This is a genomic window from Kosakonia sp. PSU_27 (genome assembly GCF_039409795.1).
Taxonomy (GTDB): Bacteria; Pseudomonadota; Gammaproteobacteria; order Enterobacterales; family Enterobacteriaceae; genus Kosakonia.
Window position 1 is genome coordinate 296,562 of sequence record NZ_JBCIVK010000007.1, and the last position, 16,086, is coordinate 312,647.

At 54.4% G+C, this 16,086-nt stretch carries 13 protein-coding genes, 1 pseudogene and 1 riboswitch; of the genes and pseudogenes, 4 read left to right on the forward strand and 10 right to left on the reverse strand.

Features of this window, described 5'->3' with window-relative positions; genetic code table 11:
• Window positions 1-208: 208 nt before the first annotated feature.
• Complete coding sequence (gene pgi, locus AAIG26_RS19260) at window positions 209-1,858, reverse strand: glucose-6-phosphate isomerase (RefSeq protein WP_020456099.1); 1,650 nt, start codon at window positions 1,856-1,858, stop codon at window positions 209-211.
• Between the two features lie 629 nt (window positions 1,859-2,487).
• Window positions 2,488-2,713: riboswitch (Lysine riboswitch) on the forward strand.
• 91 nt (window positions 2,714-2,804) lie between these two features.
• Between pgi and lysC the strand changes: the two genes are divergently transcribed.
• Window positions 2,805-4,154, forward strand: a complete 1,350-nt coding sequence (gene lysC / locus AAIG26_RS19265) for a lysine-sensitive aspartokinase 3 (protein WP_045511697.1) — start codon at window positions 2,805-2,807, stop codon at window positions 4,152-4,154.
• 55 nt (window positions 4,155-4,209) lie between these two features.
• Here the strand turns inward: lysC and AAIG26_RS19270 are convergent, their stop codons facing one another.
• Genes AAIG26_RS19270 through AAIG26_RS19280 form a run of 3 tightly spaced genes read right to left on the reverse strand, consistent with a single transcriptional unit; the run spans window position 4,210 to window position 7,368 of the window.
• A complete protein-coding gene (locus AAIG26_RS19270; protein WP_020456097.1) occupies window positions 4,210-4,995 on the reverse strand; it encodes a nucleotidyltransferase domain-containing protein in 786 nt (261 codons plus the stop codon).
• Window positions 4,996-5,009: 14 nt separating this feature from the next.
• A complete protein-coding gene (locus AAIG26_RS19275; RefSeq protein ID WP_269232667.1) occupies window positions 5,010-6,236 on the reverse strand; it encodes an RtcB family protein in 1,227 nt (408 codons plus the stop codon).
• Window positions 6,226-7,368 carry a slipin family protein gene (locus AAIG26_RS19280; RefSeq protein WP_343181254.1) on the reverse strand — a complete coding sequence of 381 codons (1,143 nt, stop codon included), beginning with the start codon at window positions 7,366-7,368 and terminating at the stop codon, window positions 6,226-6,228. The genes AAIG26_RS19275 and AAIG26_RS19280 overlap by 11 nt, the downstream gene beginning before the upstream one ends.
• A 470-nt stretch (window positions 7,369-7,838) precedes the next feature.
• On the opposite strand from AAIG26_RS19280, the gene rtcR reads away from it, so the two are divergent.
• Window positions 7,839-9,425 carry an RNA repair transcriptional activator RtcR gene (gene rtcR / locus AAIG26_RS19285; RefSeq protein ID WP_097406542.1) on the forward strand — a complete coding sequence of 529 codons (1,587 nt, stop codon included), beginning with the start codon at window positions 7,839-7,841 and terminating at the stop codon, window positions 9,423-9,425.
• A 256-nt stretch (window positions 9,426-9,681) separates the two neighbouring features.
• Window positions 9,682-10,623 carry a ketopantoate/pantoate/pantothenate transporter PanS gene (gene panS, locus AAIG26_RS19290; protein WP_343181256.1) on the forward strand — a complete coding sequence of 314 codons (942 nt, stop codon included), beginning with the start codon at window positions 9,682-9,684 and terminating at the stop codon, window positions 10,621-10,623.
• Between the two features lie 36 nt (window positions 10,624-10,659).
• Here panS and AAIG26_RS19295 read toward each other — a convergent pair whose 3' ends face one another.
• Together AAIG26_RS19295 and AAIG26_RS19300 are read right to left on the reverse strand one after the other, a co-directional pair.
• Complete coding sequence (locus AAIG26_RS19295; RefSeq protein ID WP_343181258.1) at window positions 10,660-11,094, reverse strand: helix-turn-helix domain-containing protein; 435 nt, start codon at window positions 11,092-11,094, stop codon at window positions 10,660-10,662.
• Window positions 11,091-11,401: pseudogene (locus AAIG26_RS19300) on the reverse strand (type II toxin-antitoxin system HigB family toxin). Before AAIG26_RS19300 ends, AAIG26_RS19295 begins: the two are co-directional and overlap by 4 nt.
• A 247-nt stretch (window positions 11,402-11,648) precedes the next feature.
• On the opposite strand from AAIG26_RS19300, the gene AAIG26_RS19305 reads away from it, so the two are divergent.
• Entirely contained in the window at window positions 11,649-11,921 is a 273-nt protein-coding gene (locus AAIG26_RS19305; RefSeq protein WP_017459411.1) for a DUF3811 domain-containing protein, read from the forward strand.
• On the opposite strand, the gene rluF is transcribed toward AAIG26_RS19305, so the two are convergent.
• From rluF to AAIG26_RS19325, 4 genes are all read right to left on the reverse strand, one after another.
• Entirely contained in the window at window positions 11,922-12,785 is an 864-nt protein-coding gene (rluF, locus tag AAIG26_RS19310) for a 23S rRNA pseudouridine(2604) synthase RluF (protein ID WP_045511681.1), read from the reverse strand. It abuts the gene before it with no gap.
• Between the two features lie 137 nt (window positions 12,786-12,922).
• Entirely contained in the window at window positions 12,923-14,554 is a 1,632-nt protein-coding gene (locus AAIG26_RS19315) for a Na/Pi cotransporter family protein (protein WP_020456088.1), read from the reverse strand.
• A 171-nt stretch (window positions 14,555-14,725) separates the two neighbouring features.
• The gene (locus AAIG26_RS19320; protein WP_343181259.1) at window positions 14,726-15,193 is read right to left on the reverse strand and encodes a hypothetical protein; all 468 of its coding nucleotides are present in this window, start codon (window positions 15,191-15,193) and stop codon (window positions 14,726-14,728) included.
• Window positions 15,177-15,986 (reverse strand): hypothetical protein, encoded by an 810-nt coding sequence (locus AAIG26_RS19325; RefSeq protein WP_240528424.1) that lies wholly within the window; start codon window positions 15,984-15,986, stop codon window positions 15,177-15,179. The genes AAIG26_RS19320 and AAIG26_RS19325 overlap by 17 nt, the downstream gene beginning before the upstream one ends.
• Window positions 15,987-16,086: the final 100 nt, after the last annotated feature.

The following is a 16,086-nucleotide window of genomic DNA, read 5'->3' on the forward strand; positions in this document are numbered from 1 at the left end:
GCCGCCGCTTATCCGCCTGTAGCGTTTTTCAGATAAACCTGATGATAGATATAGAAACAGCGAACCAGGAATAATCCCCGTAATTTAGCTTTAAAATATCGATATCGGAATTGCTTATATATATCGGGCGAAATCCTCGCGCAATATAACCTTGCAGGAATAAATATAATCGGTAAAAAAAGCGCCGCCGAAGCGACGCTTATGTGGCTTAACCGCGCCAGGATTTGTAGCGGTTAATCAGACCATTGGTTGAGCTGTCGTGGCTGGAGATGGATTTGTCATCGCCCAGCTCCGGCAGAATGCGGTTCGCCAGCTGTTTACCCAGCTCCACACCCCACTGGTCAAAAGTGAAGATATTGAGGATTGCGCCCTGGGTGAAGATTTTGTGCTCGTACAGCGCAATCAGCGCGCCCAGGCTAAACGGGGTGATTTCGCGCAGCAGAATAGAGTTAGTCGGGCGGTTGCCTTCAAACACTTTGAACGGCACAACGTGGTTAAGCGTTGCCGGATCTTTACCCTGATCGCGATATTCCTGCTCGACCACCTCGCGGGATTTACCGAACGCCAGCGCTTCGGTCTGCGCAAAGAAGTTCGACAGCAGTTTCTGGTGGTGATCGGAAAGCGCGTTATGGGTGATAGCCGGCGCGATGAAATCACACGGAACCATTTTGGTGCCCTGGTGAATCAGCTGATAGAACGCGTGCTGACCGTTGGTGCCCGGCTCACCCCAGATGATCGGGCCAGTCTGGTAATCCACCGCGTTGCCGTTACGGTCAACGTATTTACCGTTGGACTCCATATTGCCCTGCTGGAAGTAAGCGGCAAAACGGTGCATGTACTGGTCGTACGGCAGAATCGCTTCGGTTTCAGCGCCGAAGAAGTTGTTGTACCAGATACCAATCAGCGCCAGCAGCACCGGCAGGTTTTTATCAAGCTCAGTGGTGGAGAAGTGCTTGTCCATCGCGTGCGCGCCGGAGAGCAGCTCAACAAAGTTGTCGTAACCGACGGAGAGGATGATAGACAGGCCAATCGCCGACCACAGAGAGTAGCGGCCACCAACCCAGTCCCAGAATTCAAACATGTTCGCGGTGTCGATGCCGAACTCACCCACCGCTTTCGCGTTGGTGGAGAGCGCCGCGAAGTGTTTCGCCACGTGTTTGTTGTCACCGGCGGTTTTCAGGAACCAGTCGCGCGCGCTGTGGGCGTTGGTCATGGTTTCCTGGGTGGTAAAGGTTTTGGACGCCACGAGGAACAGAGTGGTTTCCGGGTTCACTTTTTTCAGCACTTCGGCGATGTGTGTACCATCGACGTTAGAGACAAAATGCATGTTCAGGTGGTTTTTGTATGGGCGCAGCGCTTCGGTCACCATGAAAGGGCCGAGGTCGGAACCGCCGATACCGATGTTCACCACGTCGGTGATCGGTTTACCGGTGTAACCTTTCCAGCTACCTGAAATGATCGCTTCAGAGAAGGCTTTCATCTTCTCCAGCACCGCGTTGACTTCCGGCATTACATCTTTGCCATCCACCACAATCGGCGTATTGCTACGGTTACGCAGCGCGACATGCAGCACGGCGCGATCTTCGGTGCGGTTAATTTTTTCACCGGAGAACATGGATTTGATCGCACCCGCCAGATCGGTCTCTTTGGCCAGTGCCAGCAGTTTGTCCAGCGTCTCTTGCGTGATGCGGTTTTTGGAGAAATCCACCAGCATCAGGTCGTTAAACGTTGCGGAGAATTTGCTAAAGCGGTCGCCCTCTTTCGCGAACAGATCCGCGATAGTGACGTCCTTCATGTCAGCGTAGTGTTTCTGTAATGCCTGCCAGGCAGATGTCTGCGTTGGATTGATGTTTTTCATAGCAATACTCTTCTGATTTGAGAATTGTGACTGCCGTCGATTGTAGCGCCTGCCGGGGAAAATTGTGATGGTTTTTGTGCCGGCTCGCCGTACACGCGGGCGAATAACGACCAAAAATCGCCGAATTTGAGCACAACATAAGTCATTTTACTGACGACCAATGCAGCATGAAAAATCCGCATAATCCCGGCGTTGACAGCATGCCCGCTAACCCTTTATTTATAAACGCACTACCCGCGCATGCGCGGGTTTGCATTACCAAAGCATTTCACGTTGCAGCAAGGCGGCAACTGAGCACATCCCCGGGAACTTACATAAGTCAGTGACGGGGTAAGTGAAAGCAGCCAACACCGCTGCGGCGTGAAGGCGAAGGTAATCCTTACCAAAGCATTTCACGTTGCAGCAAGGCGGCAACTGAGCACATCCCCGGGAGCTTACAAAAGTCAGTGACCGGGGTAAGTGAAAGCAGCCAGCACCGCTGCGGCGTGAAGGCGAAGGTAATCCTTACCAAAGCATTTCACGTTGCAGCAAGGCGGCAACTGAGCGCATCCCCGGGAGCTTACACAAGTAAGTGACCGGGGTAAGTGAAGGCAGCCAACACCGCTGCGGCGTGAAAGGCGAAGGTAAACATTGCCAGAAGAGGCGCGTTACCCAGGCACACGGTGTTCGAAGCGCCAGGCTGATGAAAACACCTGAGGGGGAGTAACGCCGAGATAACAAAACGCCTGGCAGCGTGCGTTATCGGCTACAGGGGCTGAATCCCCTGGGTTGTCACCAGAAGCGTTCGCAGTCGAACGTTTCATGTCCGCAGACGTTACGGAAAGCGGGCAGACAAGGTGGAGCACTTCTGGGGAAATCGTAGCTGTTTATCGCTCTGCGCCCACCCCGTTTTTCGCTCTTTCCTTGTGCCATGGCTGAATAGAGAATCCCCTGACACGAGGTTGTTATGACTAGTTTCGTTGTCGCCAAATTTGGCGGCACCAGCGTTGCCGATTTTGATGCCATGAACCGCAGTGCGGACGTGGTGCTTTCCGATACCAGCGTCCGTCTGGTGGTGCTTTCCGCTTCCGCAGGGGTAACCAATCTGCTGGTTGCGCTGGCCGAAGGGCTGGAAGCCAGCGAGCGTTTCGTCAAGCTCGACGCTATCCGCAAAATTCAGTTCGATATTCTGGAACGCCTGGCGAACCCGGCGGTGATCCGCGAAGAGATCGAGCGCCTGCTGGAAAATATCACCACGCTTGCCGAAGCCGCATCGCTGGCGACATCCACCGCGCTGACCGACGAACTGGTCAGTCATGGTGAGCTGATGTCGACACTGCTGTTTGTGGAAGTGCTGCGCGAACGCAACGTACAGGCACAGTGGTTTGATGTACGCAAAGTGATGCGCACCAGCGACCGTTTTGGCCGCGCTGAACCGGATGTCGCCGCACTGGCGGAACTTGCCGGGCAGCAACTCGCGCCGCGTCTGAATGAAGGGCTGGTGATCACCCAGGGCTTTATCGGTAGCGAAGCCAAAGGCCGTACCACCACGCTCGGTCGCGGCGGCAGCGATTATACTGCCGCGCTGCTGGGCGAAGCGCTGCACGCTTCCCGCGTGGATATCTGGACCGATGTTCCGGGCATTTACACCACCGACCCGCGCGTGGTGCCCGCCGCGAAACGCATTGACGAGATCGCCTTTGAAGAAGCGGCAGAAATGGCGACTTTCGGCGCGAAAGTGCTGCACCCCGCCACGCTGTTGCCCGCAGTACGCAGCGACATTCCGGTTTTTGTCGGCTCCAGCAGAGATCCGAAAGCCGGTGGCACGCTGGTGTGCAACAACACCAGCAACCCGCCGCTGTTCCGCGCACTGGCGCTGCGCCGCAAGCAGACCCTGCTCACGCTGCACAGCCTGAACATGCTACACTCACGCGGTTTTCTTGCCGAAGTGTTTGGCATCCTGGCGCGTCACAATATCTCGGTTGATTTGATCACCACCTCGGAAGTGAGCGTGGCGCTGACGCTGGACACCACCGGTTCAACGTCGACCGGCGACACCTTATTAACCCAGGCGCTGCTGACCGAGCTTTCTTCTCTGTGCCGGGTGGAAGTGGAAGAAGATTTAGCGCTGGTGGCAATTATCGGCAACGATTTGTCGAAAGCCTGCGGCGTGGGTAAAGAGGTGTTTGGCGTGCTGGACCCGTTTAATATCCGCATGATTTGCTATGGCGCATCCAGCCATAACCTCTGCTTCCTTGTACCCGGAAAAGAGGCCGAGCAAGTGGTGCAAAAACTGCATCATAACTTGTTTGAGTAACATCTCCCCGTTTGCGGATGAGAGCAAAAAGCCCGGCGAATCACCGGGCTTTTTCTTATGCCATCACCGTCTGGTACAGCAACGCGTCGAGATCGCTGACTTTGCCGCTGCGGCTTTCCGGCAGCGCATCTGCGATTTCGCCGCGCGCCAGCTCATCGCCGATAAACGCGTGCAGCAGCGGACGTTGCGCACCGTATTGCGCTTCACCTGCCCGTTGCTTTAACGCCAGCAGCTCATCAATTTCCGCCCGTAATGGCGCGTCAAGATCGCTGCCTGCCAGCAACGAAGCGAAACGCATTGGCGGCATGCCTTTACCCGCTTCTATCCAGCGCACCGCCAGCAGCGGACGCAGCACGTAAAAGTACTTTTTCAGCCGTACCTGTTCACCCTGCAAATAGCCGCGAAAGTTCTTTTTCGCCATCGAATAGTAGTGCCAGCGCGCTCTGACCGGCGAAAACCAGTGCGGCACCTGCACACGCAACGCGGCGAGCGTGGCGTCATCCTGCTGGTAAACGATCGGGGAATCTAGCCATTCGATTAAGGCCGGGTTAGCGCTTTTCAGCAACCCCAGCGCTTTGCGCCACTCCCACCCGCAAACGTCCAGCTCATCGTCTATCGGCAGTTCTATCACATCACGCTGCGGCTCGACGCGCAGATACCAGTCCGGTTGATGCACATACAGAAAGCGCACATCGTAATCGCTGTCCGGCGAAGCGAAACCCCAGCCGCGGCTACCGGATTCGCAGGCGTAGAGCACTTTCACGCCGTAGGTGTGTTCTACATCGTGTAACACCTGCCGCACGCGCCCACGCATGGCGACATCAACGCCTAAAGATTCCATGATTACTCTCCTTCTTATCCTTTCACACACACCACCTGCCGCAGGGTATGTACCACTTCCACCAGCGAGTCCTGCGCGGCCATCACCGCGTCGATATCTTTGTAAGCCATCGGGATCTCATCGATCACCTCGCTGTCTTTACGGCACTCTACATGCGCAGTGGCGCGTATTTGATCTTCCACGGTGAAGCGTTTTTTGGCCGCTGTACGGCTCATGGTGCGCCCTGCTCCGTGGCTGCATGAGCAGAAGCTCTCTTCATTTCCCAGCCCACGCACGATAAAACTTTTCGCGCCCATCGAGCCGGGAATAATCCCCATCTGCCCTTTTTGCGCGGAAACCGCGCCTTTACGCGTCACCAGCACCTCTTCACCAAAGTGCGTCTCTTTTTGCACATAGTTATGGTGGCAATTCACCGCTTCCTGCCGGGTGATAAACGGTTTGGTCACAATGCGCGACAGCGCCGCCAGTACGCGCGACATCATCACTTCACGGTTATGGCGGGCAAAATCCTGCGCCCACTCGACCGCTTCCAGATAGTCGTCGTAGTGCTTGCTGCCTTCCTGGAAATAGGCCAGGTTTCGGTCCGGCAAATTGGCGATATGCTGCTGCATATCCTGCTGCGCGAGCGTGATAAACACGTTACCGATGGCGTTACCCACGCCGCGCGAGCCGCTGTGCAACATCACCCACACGCGCTGCTGCTCATCCAGACACACTTCGATAAAGTGGTTACCGGTTCCCAACGTTCCCAAATGTTGATGGTTGTTGGTTTGCAACAAGCGCGGGTATTTATCCGTCAGGCGCTTAAAGCGCGGCGCAAGCAACGCCCAGTGGCTATCCACCTCTTGCGGCGGTTTTTCCCACGCTCCTTTATCACGTTTCGACCGGTTCACCGAACGTCCGTGCGGCACCGCCTGCTCAATGGCGCTGCGCAGCCCGCCGAGATTATCCGGCAGATCCGCCGCCAGCAGCGAGGTGCGCACGGCAATCATGCCGCAGCCGATATCCACGCCAACCGCCGCCGGGATAATCGCCCCTTTAGTCGGGATAACGCTGCCGATGGTTGAACCTTTCCCCAGATGGACATCCGGCATCACGGCCAGGTGTTTGAAGATAAACGGCATTTTTGCCGTATTCAGCAACTGCTCACGCGCTTCGGGTTCCACCGGCACGCCGTGCGTCCACATTTTCACCGGCGCGCTGTTCTCCTGTGCCAGCAGTTGATAGTCGTTATGCTGCATCATGACTTCCTTTGATGTTAACAAGGCCGTGCAATACCTGGTCTAAGCCACCGAAGACCGAGATCTTATCGATGCGCTCCGCCACACGCTCCAGCGTTTCTAACTCTTTAAGTCGCAACGCCACCGGGTTGCTCTCCATCACTTTTGCCGTGTTCAGCAACGAACGGGTCGCTGCGGTCTCTTCACGACGGCGGATAACATTGGCCTGCGCTGATTTCTCCGCTTCCACTAAGCGCGACAGGATCGTTTTCATCTCACCCGGCAGGATGATGTCTTTCACCCCCAGCGACGCCACTTCAATACCAAATGCCGCCATGCGATTTGCCACCTGCACGCTCACTAACTCATCGATTACCTGCTTATCTTCCAGCAACTCATCCAGCGTGCGCGTGCCCACCGCTTCACGCAGGGCAAACTGCAATTCGCGGTAGAGGTGATCCAGCGGTTTGCTCAGTTGGGCAAAAGCGCTTAATACATCGGTGTAACGCCAGTTCGCCGCCAGGTTCAGCCGTAAGGTGACTTTATCTTTGGTCAGGATCTCCTGGCCGCTCACTTCCAGCACTTGCAGGCGTAAGTCCACCACTTCGGCTTCCACCAGATGGTTTACTTTCCAGTAGCCGCTCAATCCCGCCGGTAACAGCGCCTGCGTCACGCCATCGACTTTTAAAACGCCCGCGTGCCAGGCCGGAACCTGCACCGCCAGGATCGCGTCGCGACCTTTTACCGTCACGCTGCGTTTGGGTTGCGCCACGGCGTTAAGGATCTCCGTGGGAACCCGTACGTCACGGGTATCGATGCGTACCAGGTTCAGCGCGTCATCCGCTTGCCAGTAAAGACGGCGCGTTGAAGGCGGCAGGATCTCCAGCAGCATGCCGTTGAGATAAAGCGCACCGGCCTCGTTATCTGTCATATCGGCCACCAGGCAGTAACGCTCCACCCACTGCGGCTGGAAGCGGCGCAAATACTCCGCCAGACCAGCAGCCACTTCGCTGCCATCAGTATTCACCACCAGCACGTCGGGTTTGTTGAACCACGGCAGGCGGTGCTCACCGGTTTCCAGAATCTGGATGTAGTCACCCTCTTTTGCCAGTAAACCTAATTGACCTTTACGTATTGTGATTTTGTTGGTCATAACGATCTCCTTAAATAGTTAGCCTTAACGACCGCGGATGCAGGGGCGAAACCGCAGGGGAAACAACGTTTTGCCTGCCGTCCGGCGCCGTTACCGGCGGTCGCTGGGGGTAATCGTCAACAGCCCGACTACCGGGATACTGCCTGTTTATCTCCACAGATAAGGTGGCGAATCCGGGATTCGAACCCGAAAAAGAACCGACTTTTCGCAAGTGTCTTTCCACTGACGGAACGCCCCCCGGAAAACGTCTCGTGCCGTTCCTGGTGCGCCGGCGGGGTGCGTAACCCCTGCTACCTCAGCGTGCTGACGTAATAGTTATTGCCAGAAGCGTGCCAGAATCTGAAAAAAGCAAATAAATCTTTTATCCACCTGAAAAACAATGCTTTTATTTTTTACATGGTTTACTGGCATTGCGGCAGCGATAATTATTTTTTATCTTTAAATATCGATTTTTATCTTGTGGGATAAGCATGAAGCGTCGGGTGGTAATTGGTGTACTGGGAACGGTGCTGGATAAACGTGGCAAACGGCAAAACCGCTTTCGCAAATGGCGACCCACCGTGGGCTTATGCCAGCAGCCAGATTTCGCTGTCGACAGGCTTGAGCTGCTGCACCAGCCGCGCGATGAGGGGCTGGCGCAACAGACGGCAGAGGACATTGCCCTCATCTCGCCACATACCGAGGTACGCAAACATGCGGTGATGATTAAAGATCCGTGGGATTTTGAAGAGGTGTATGCCGCGTTTCTCGATTTCGCTACCCGTTACCCGTTCGATACGGAAAATGAAGAGTACCTGGTGCATATCACCACCGGGACGCACGTCGCGCAGATCTGCTGGTTCCTGCTGACCGAAGCCCGTTATCTGCCCGCCAGCCTGTTGCAGACCGGCCCGGCGCCGAAAGGCGCTGCTGACGAAGCAATAGCTGCCGGCGTCTGTTCGGTTATCGATCTGGATTTAAGCCGTTACGCCACGCTGACCAGCCGTTTTCAGCGCGAACAGCAGCAGTCGGTGTCGTTTCTGAAATCCGGCATTGATACGCGTAATGCCACCTTTAACCGCTTAATCGAGCAAATCGAACGCGTATCGCTGCGCTCGACTGCGCCCATTCTGCTGACCGGGCCAACCGGTGCGGGAAAATCGTTTCTGGCAAAACGCATCTTTCAGTTACGCCAGTCCCGACATCTGGTGCAGGGGCGTCTGGTGGCGGTGAACTGCGCCACGCTGCGCGGTGATAATGCCATGTCGACGCTATTTGGCCATGTGAAAGGTGCATTCACCGGCGCGCAACAGGCGCGTACCGGCCTGCTGCGCGAAGCCGATGGCGGCGTACTGTTCCTCGATGAGATAGCCGAGCTGGGGCTGGATGAGCAGGCGATGCTGCTGAAAGCGATTGAAGAGAAGACTTTTTTCCCCTTTGGCTCCGATAAAGAAGTGCACAGTGATTTTCAACTGATTGCGGGCACGCACCGGAATATGCAGCAGTGGGTGGCGGAAGGACGTTTCAGGGAAGATCTCTTTGCGCGTATCAATATGTGGACGTTCGCGCTGCCGGGTCTGGCGGAGCGGCGGGAAGATATCGCCCCGAACATTGAGTATGAACTCCAGCGTTTTTCACAGCAGCAGCAGACGCAAATCCGCTTTGATAAGGGCGCACGCGAGCGCTATCTGGCCTTCGCCTGTTCTCCCCACGCGGCGTGGCGCGGCAACTTTCGCGAACTGAGCACGTCAATCGCGCGAATGGCAACGCTGGCGGAACAGGGGCGGATTAACGACGCGTTAGTCGAAGAGGAGGTGCAGCGTTTAGCGCATCACTGGCGTGGGGAATCAGCATTGCCTGACCTGCCGGTGGATATCAGCAAGCTGGATCTGTTCGATCAACGCCAGTTAGAAACAGTGATTGCCGTCTGTCGGCGCAGCCAGACGCTTTCAGAAGCAGGACGTGAATTGTTCGCCATTTCCCGGCAGAAAAAGGCCAACCCGAATGATGCGGATCGCCTGCGCAAATACCTGGCCCGCTTCGGGCTGAGCTGGGAAAGCGTACGCGGCGCAACATAAAAGATCTTCATCATAATTTGTTTGAATAATATTCCTTAGCGCGATAAACAATACCAATGGTCGGGCTCGATCCCCTCCTTAAATACCCTCATTCATTCGGGTTGCAGAACCGTTGCGAACAGCGCTCATCCCCGGGGTGAAACTGCCGGGTTACCGGCGCAGAAATCACGGACGCTATTGGCTTCGCCAGCGCACCTGTAGCCTGAAGAGTGAAGGGTAATAAAAACACAACACAACAATCGCAAGGAATCCCCATATGCTCGCAACTTTCACGCGGCTGTTCCCGTTATGGGCGCTGCTGCTCTCGGTATTCGCCTATTATTTCCCGCCAATGTTTATCGCCATTGGCCCGTGGGTTGCCACGCTGCTGATGCTGGTTATGTTTGGCATGGGCGTGCACTTAAAAATTGATGACTTCAAACGCGTCCTGTCACGCCCGGCTCCGGTTGCCGCCGGTATTTTCCTGCACTACCTGGTGATGCCGCTGGCGGCATGGCTACTGGCGCTGATTTTTAAGATGCCGCCGGATCTCTCCGCCGGGATGGTACTGGTCGGTAGTGTCGCCAGTGGAACGGCATCAAACGTGATGATTTATCTGGCAAAAGGTGATGTCGCGCTGTCGGTCACCATCTCTTCGGTTTCTACGCTGGTGGGTGTTGTCGCCACGCCGCTGCTGACGCGTCTGTATGTCGATGCGCATATTCAGGTCGATGTGATGGGCATGCTGTTAAGCATCCTGCAAATTGTGGTGATCCCGATTGCGTTGGGGCTGGTTGTGCACCACCTGTTCCCGCGCGTGGTTAACGCGCTGGAGCCCTGGCTGCCCGCGTTTTCCATGGTCTGTATTCTGGCGATCATTAGCGCCGTGGTCGCCGGTTCCGCGAACTATATCGCCTCTGTTGGCCTGGTGGTGATTGTCGCGGTGATCCTGCACAACAGCATTGGTCTGCTCGGTGGCTACTGGGGCGGTCGTCTGTTCGGCTTTGATGAATCCACTTGTCGCACGCTGGCGATTGAAGTGGGTATGCAGAACTCCGGCCTCGCTGCGGCGTTGGGTAAAATCTACTTCTCACCGCTCGCCGCGCTGCCTGGCGCACTGTTCTCCGTGTGGCATAACCTTTCCGGTTCGCTGCTGGCAGGCTACTGGTCGGGCAAACCGGTCGACGGTCGTAAAACGGAAGCGGTGAAAGAGGGTTAACTTTACAAGAAATGGCTGCCGCCACAGCCATTTCACTCACCCCGCGATGTGATGGACTGGCTCAATAAATACGTCGGTCGACACATTAAAGCGTTTCGCCAGCGCTCGGATATGGTCGACTGTCAGATTGCGCTCGCCATTAAGAATGCGGCTTACCAGGGAGCGCTGGCCGATTTCATCCCGAAACGAAGACTGATTTAATCCGTGCTGATCCATCAAAACCCGTAAAGCGGCAACACCGCGTGGCAGTGCCGCGATACGCGCGTTAAACGCCGCCAGCTCCGGGTCGTTATTTTCATAGTGCTCTATTTTTGCGGTAAGCAGCGCGGCCAGGGAGCTATCCGGCGAATGCATGAGCAACCGTTCAACCATCTCCAGCGCTTGCTCATACTCCTCTTTGCCGGGGTTATTTCCCAAAAAAGGCACTAGTTTCACCAGCTCGTCAGCAGCCTTGATTGCATCCTCAATCATTCTTTGGTCTCCCGATAATGTCTTATCAATTTGTCATATTCGGCATGGGTCACGATATGTTTGACAAATATTTTGCTGATTCAAAGCCTGCGAAAAACAGCACCCTCAAATGGTTGCCACCGACATTGATAACCCACCATTTATCCCTGTATTTCATCTTGTCCAGGCTTGGGAACTCTTCTCGCAACGCGTCTGGATTCTGGTAAACAGTGCTTTTCAGGATTTTGTAAACTGCGTCCAGCGCAAGCGTGTGGTTTGGAAAATCTTTAGCCGCGTTATCGAACGGCCTCCTTGATATAACGTGCATCGCTCCCTCACACGTTCCATTATGGAAACATCATAACTGCCCTTGAATGTGTTGACAAGATGGAAACATTAGCCGTATTTACCGACTTAAACCTCTTACCGTAAGTGCGTCACCCTACAGGGCAGTACAGGAAAGTCACCCGCTCAAAAACAAATCTGCGAAGCGCCTTCCGGGGTTTATGCATCACCACGCAGACATGCCCCTTTACATCGCGTAGACTCGATGCACTTCCCAAGGAGAACGCTTTATGGCCCTGACCAGACTGACGCAAAAAGAGATGACGGAGAGTGAACAGCGGGAGCTGAAAACGCTGCTGGATCGCGCCCGTATCGCGCACGGACGCCCGCTCAGCAACGCTGAAGCTAATCATGTGAAGAAGGAGTACATCGATAAACTGATGGCGCAGCGCGAAGCGGCAGCGAAAAAAGCCCGCCAGATGAAGAAACAGCAGGCTTATAAACCGGATGAGAATGCCACATTTTCCTGGTCGGCAAACACCTCAACGCGTGGCAAGCGCTAACTAGCGCCCTTTCTTTTTCCTGCCCGGCTGGGTAAAGCGTTTCCCCGCCGGTTTCGCCCGGCTTTTCTCTTCGGGCTTCGCCACTTTTACTGCGGGCTTTTTCGCTGCCTGCGGTTTCGCTTTTGCTTTCGGCTTCGCTTCTGACGATGAGTTCTCAATCAGCTTAAACAGCGCAATCAGCTCGTCGTCGGTCAGATCACGCCACTCCCCCGGCGGCAAGCCAGTGAGACTGACGTTCATAATGCGCGTGCGTTCAAGTTTGGTGACTTCATAGCCAAAGTATTCACACATGCGGCGGATTTGGCGGTTCAGCCCCTGAACCAGCGTAATGCGGAAGGTAAATGGCGCTTCCCTTTTTACCTTGCACTTTTTGGTTTTGGTGCCGAGGATCGGCACGCCGGCGCTCATACCCTGCACAAATTCGTCAGTGACGGGCTTATTGACGGTCACCAGATACTCTTTCTCGTGATCGTTACCGGCGCGCAGGATTTTGTTCACTAAATCGCCGTGATTAGTGAGGAAAATCAGCCCCTGCGAATCTTTGTCCAGACGGCCGATGGGGAAGATACGGCTGCTGTGATTAACGAAATCAACAATATTGTCTTTTTCGCCATCTTCGGTGGTACTGACAATACCAACGGGTTTATTCAACGCGATAAACACCAGATCTTCGTCGTTTCTCGGCTCGATAAGTTGACCGTTCACTTTCACAACGTCTCCGGCAACCACCTGATCGCCGATCCCGGCGCGTTTGCCATTAATAAAGACATTGCCTTGCTCAATATAACGGTCAGCCTCGCGGCGTGAGCAAATTCCGCTTTCGCTGATGTATTTGTTTAAACGTGTTGATTGGGTTGGCAGCATAAATTCTCCTGTAAAAGCGGAATATAACTGGCTTCGCCGGGAGAGAAAACCGGATTTTCGCCGCGCCAAATCAAATTTGTGCAGTTACGCAGTAAAAGTGTGGGTTTTAGCTACCGTGCCCGCAGGCACGGTATGGGTTAAGCGTCGTCGCGCTCGTCGTCTTCATCCGGCTGCTCCAGCACGCTGTAGGCTACCGAGCAGAACAGGGAGTTAAGACGTTTCATATCGCCCAGCAAACCGAGGTGCAGCGAGCTGGTTTCAATACTTTGCACGTTTTGTTGATGCAGGCGGTCAACGTGCGCATGCGAATAACGGCGGTTCATAATGCGAAAACGGTGTTTGCTGCGACGTAAACGCCGGGCGCTGGTCACGTCACTGGAGAAAAATACCGACATCGCCAGCTTCAGATTTCCCACCAGCCGTTCATGCAGCGCATCGAGTTCCTGCAAGCCTTCAACAGAGAAAGCGCGCCGCGCGGCCAGCGATTTGTCGGCGATTTCGCTGCCCATGCGCTCGACAATATCGGAGGCCTGCTCAAGGTTCAGCGACATCTCGATAATCTCCGCCCAGCGTTTCGACTCCTCTTCCGCCAGCTCCTCTTTCGGCATACGCGCCAGATAGAGCTTAATTGCGGTGTACAGCACGTTAATGTCATCGGCTTGCTTGCGCAGCTCCTTCTCCTGACGAGGCTGACCGTGCATGATTTTATGCAACCCTTCGAGCATCAACTCCATCGCATCGCCCATGCGCAAGGTTTCCCGCGCAGCATTGGCCAGCGCCAGCGTTGGCGTATCGAGTGCGGAACTGTCGAGGTGCTTTGGCTTAAGGCGTGTATCCAGCTCTGGCTCTTCACGAATGATCCGCTTACAAAACTGCGCCATTGGCCCGGCGAAAGGTACCATCGCCAGGCAGCGGATCAGGTTGTAGAACACATGGAAATAGATCACCAGTTCCGCTTCCGGCAAGGGAAGTTTCTGCATTGACGTGGCAAGCACATGCACAAACGGCAGGATAATCAGGCTACCCACCAGCTTGAACAGCAAACTGCCAAGCGCCACACGACGGGCGGCAGCGTTAGCGGCGCTGTTATTGAGCATCGCCAGCAGGCCGGAGCCGAGGTTGGCACCAATCACCAGACATAGCGCCACCGGGAAAGAGATAATCCCCGCTGTCACCAGCGTTGCTGTCAGCAGCACCGCCGCCAGGCTGGAGTAACTGATAATGGCGAACACCGCGCCAATCAGCGCATCAAGCATAATATCGCCGGTCAGCGAGGCGAAAATCACCTGCACGCCATTGGCCTGGGTGATCGGCGTAACCGCCTGCACAATCAGCTCCAGCGCCAGAAGAATCAACCCAAGGCCGATGCTGACGCGCCCAAGCTGGCCTTCGCGCGTCTGTTTACGCCCGAGGAAGAAAATGACGCCAAGAAAAATCAACAGCGGTGATAACCAGGAGAGATCGAACGTCAGAATGCGCGCCATCAGTGCTGTCCCGACATCAGCGCCCAGCACAATCACCAGCGCCGGGGTGAGCGCCACTAAATCCTGGGCGACAAACGAGGTCACCAGCATGGTGGTGGCGTTACTGCTCTGCACCAGCGCAGTCACGCCGATACCCGCGCAGAAGGCGAGCGGTTTCCTTTCGACGCTACGGCTAAGAACGGTACGCAAACGGGCGCCAAAAACGCGCATCACACCGGTACGTACAATATGTGTGCCCCACACCAGCAGAGCCACGGCAGAAAGCAGATGAAGCAAAGTCAGCACAGAATCAGGTTCTCCTTATCGTTATGCGTTGCTCGTTACCGGGAAGATAACGTCAACATTATGAAGTAAGTATAAGGCGTCAATGCGAAGAAAAGCGCAGGGTGCCGGTTAAGCCCCCTGAGAGTTGTAAACAAAAATGACGGTTTTGTGACAGAAGCGAGGGTTTATCGGTTAGCGGGAAACGGCAGGCGCCGTTTGCGGGTTGCCCTGGCGTTTAGCCCACACAACCGAAGCAATTTTGAGCACTTCCGAGAGGACAAACAGCAAAATTGCCCCCCACGCAGCGGTAAAACCGGCAAAATGCATAAACAGTGGAATCAACGCCACTGAGCATTTTAGCGACAACACGCGGGCTATTTCCTGCATGATAAAGAAAATAGTCTGGATGTCTTTTTTAACAAAAAAAGACCAGGCAGAAAAAACCAGCGAGATAATCAGCGCGATATTAATAAAGAACATCGCCTGGATAATTATGCCCATCAATCCATTCACACCCAGCTGTGAATAATTGGTATAGAAGCCGCTAATATCGGAATAAAAAGGAACGTTACCGCCTTGCAGCGAAAAAAACAAATAACTGGCCAGTGCCAGCACGTCCATAATACCCCAAAAAGCAAAAATCTTATTTCTTAAATTCATAATCTTCATCCCTTACGCCTGGAATCCATTGCCATGATTTCCCCGATTGCGTCCAGGCATCATCACCCTCAAGGTATTTCTGATAAACGGTACGCTTTTCACCATAACGCCGGATCACCGAGCGATTATAGAGGATTTCTCGGGTATCCGACGAGACGCTCTCCGGTATTGGTGTCCATAGCTGAATTTTGTCTCGCGAAGTGTTCATATAATCTTTACCGTCGGAGCCAAATACGCGCCCTTGATCGCCCATACTGGTCGCCCGGTTGAGCATCATTACTGCGGCATTTTTGACGCCGTGGAAGTCTGTTTCGCTGGTTTTCCAGTAACCTGGGCCAAACTCCGGGGTCACCGGTACAAAGGTACTTCGGGTCGGGGCGGGTCGACCATGCATCGCCACACTGTCTTTAAATCCGTTCAAAATGGTTCTGATAAACACCGCGTTAAACGACAAGTCTTGGACGCAAAACAGTTCGGCGTTTTCCGCGATAAAGAACGGGTAATAGAAGCGGTTACGCGTGCTGACGTTCGGGCGCACAACCACCACCACGCCTTTATCCACCAGGCTATCAATATGTTTTTCTTTTTGATGACCAAGCGGGTCGTGCGGTAAGCCATATTTAAAACCGTGATGCCGCTTAATCGTATAACCATCGATACTGCCCAAAATATTATTCGGGCTATTCTCGATGAAATATTCCTTTTTAATAATATTCTTCGCGATATCTGGCGCCAGGATATTCTCGTAATCCTTCGGCAAAAGATTTCTTTTTCTAATATCATAAATATCCATTTCATAATACCTAAGTTAAATTTATGACAATTAAATGAACCGCAAAAGAGGAAGCAATCTTGCCGTGTAGTCCGCCTCCATCATACGCATGAAGGGGAAG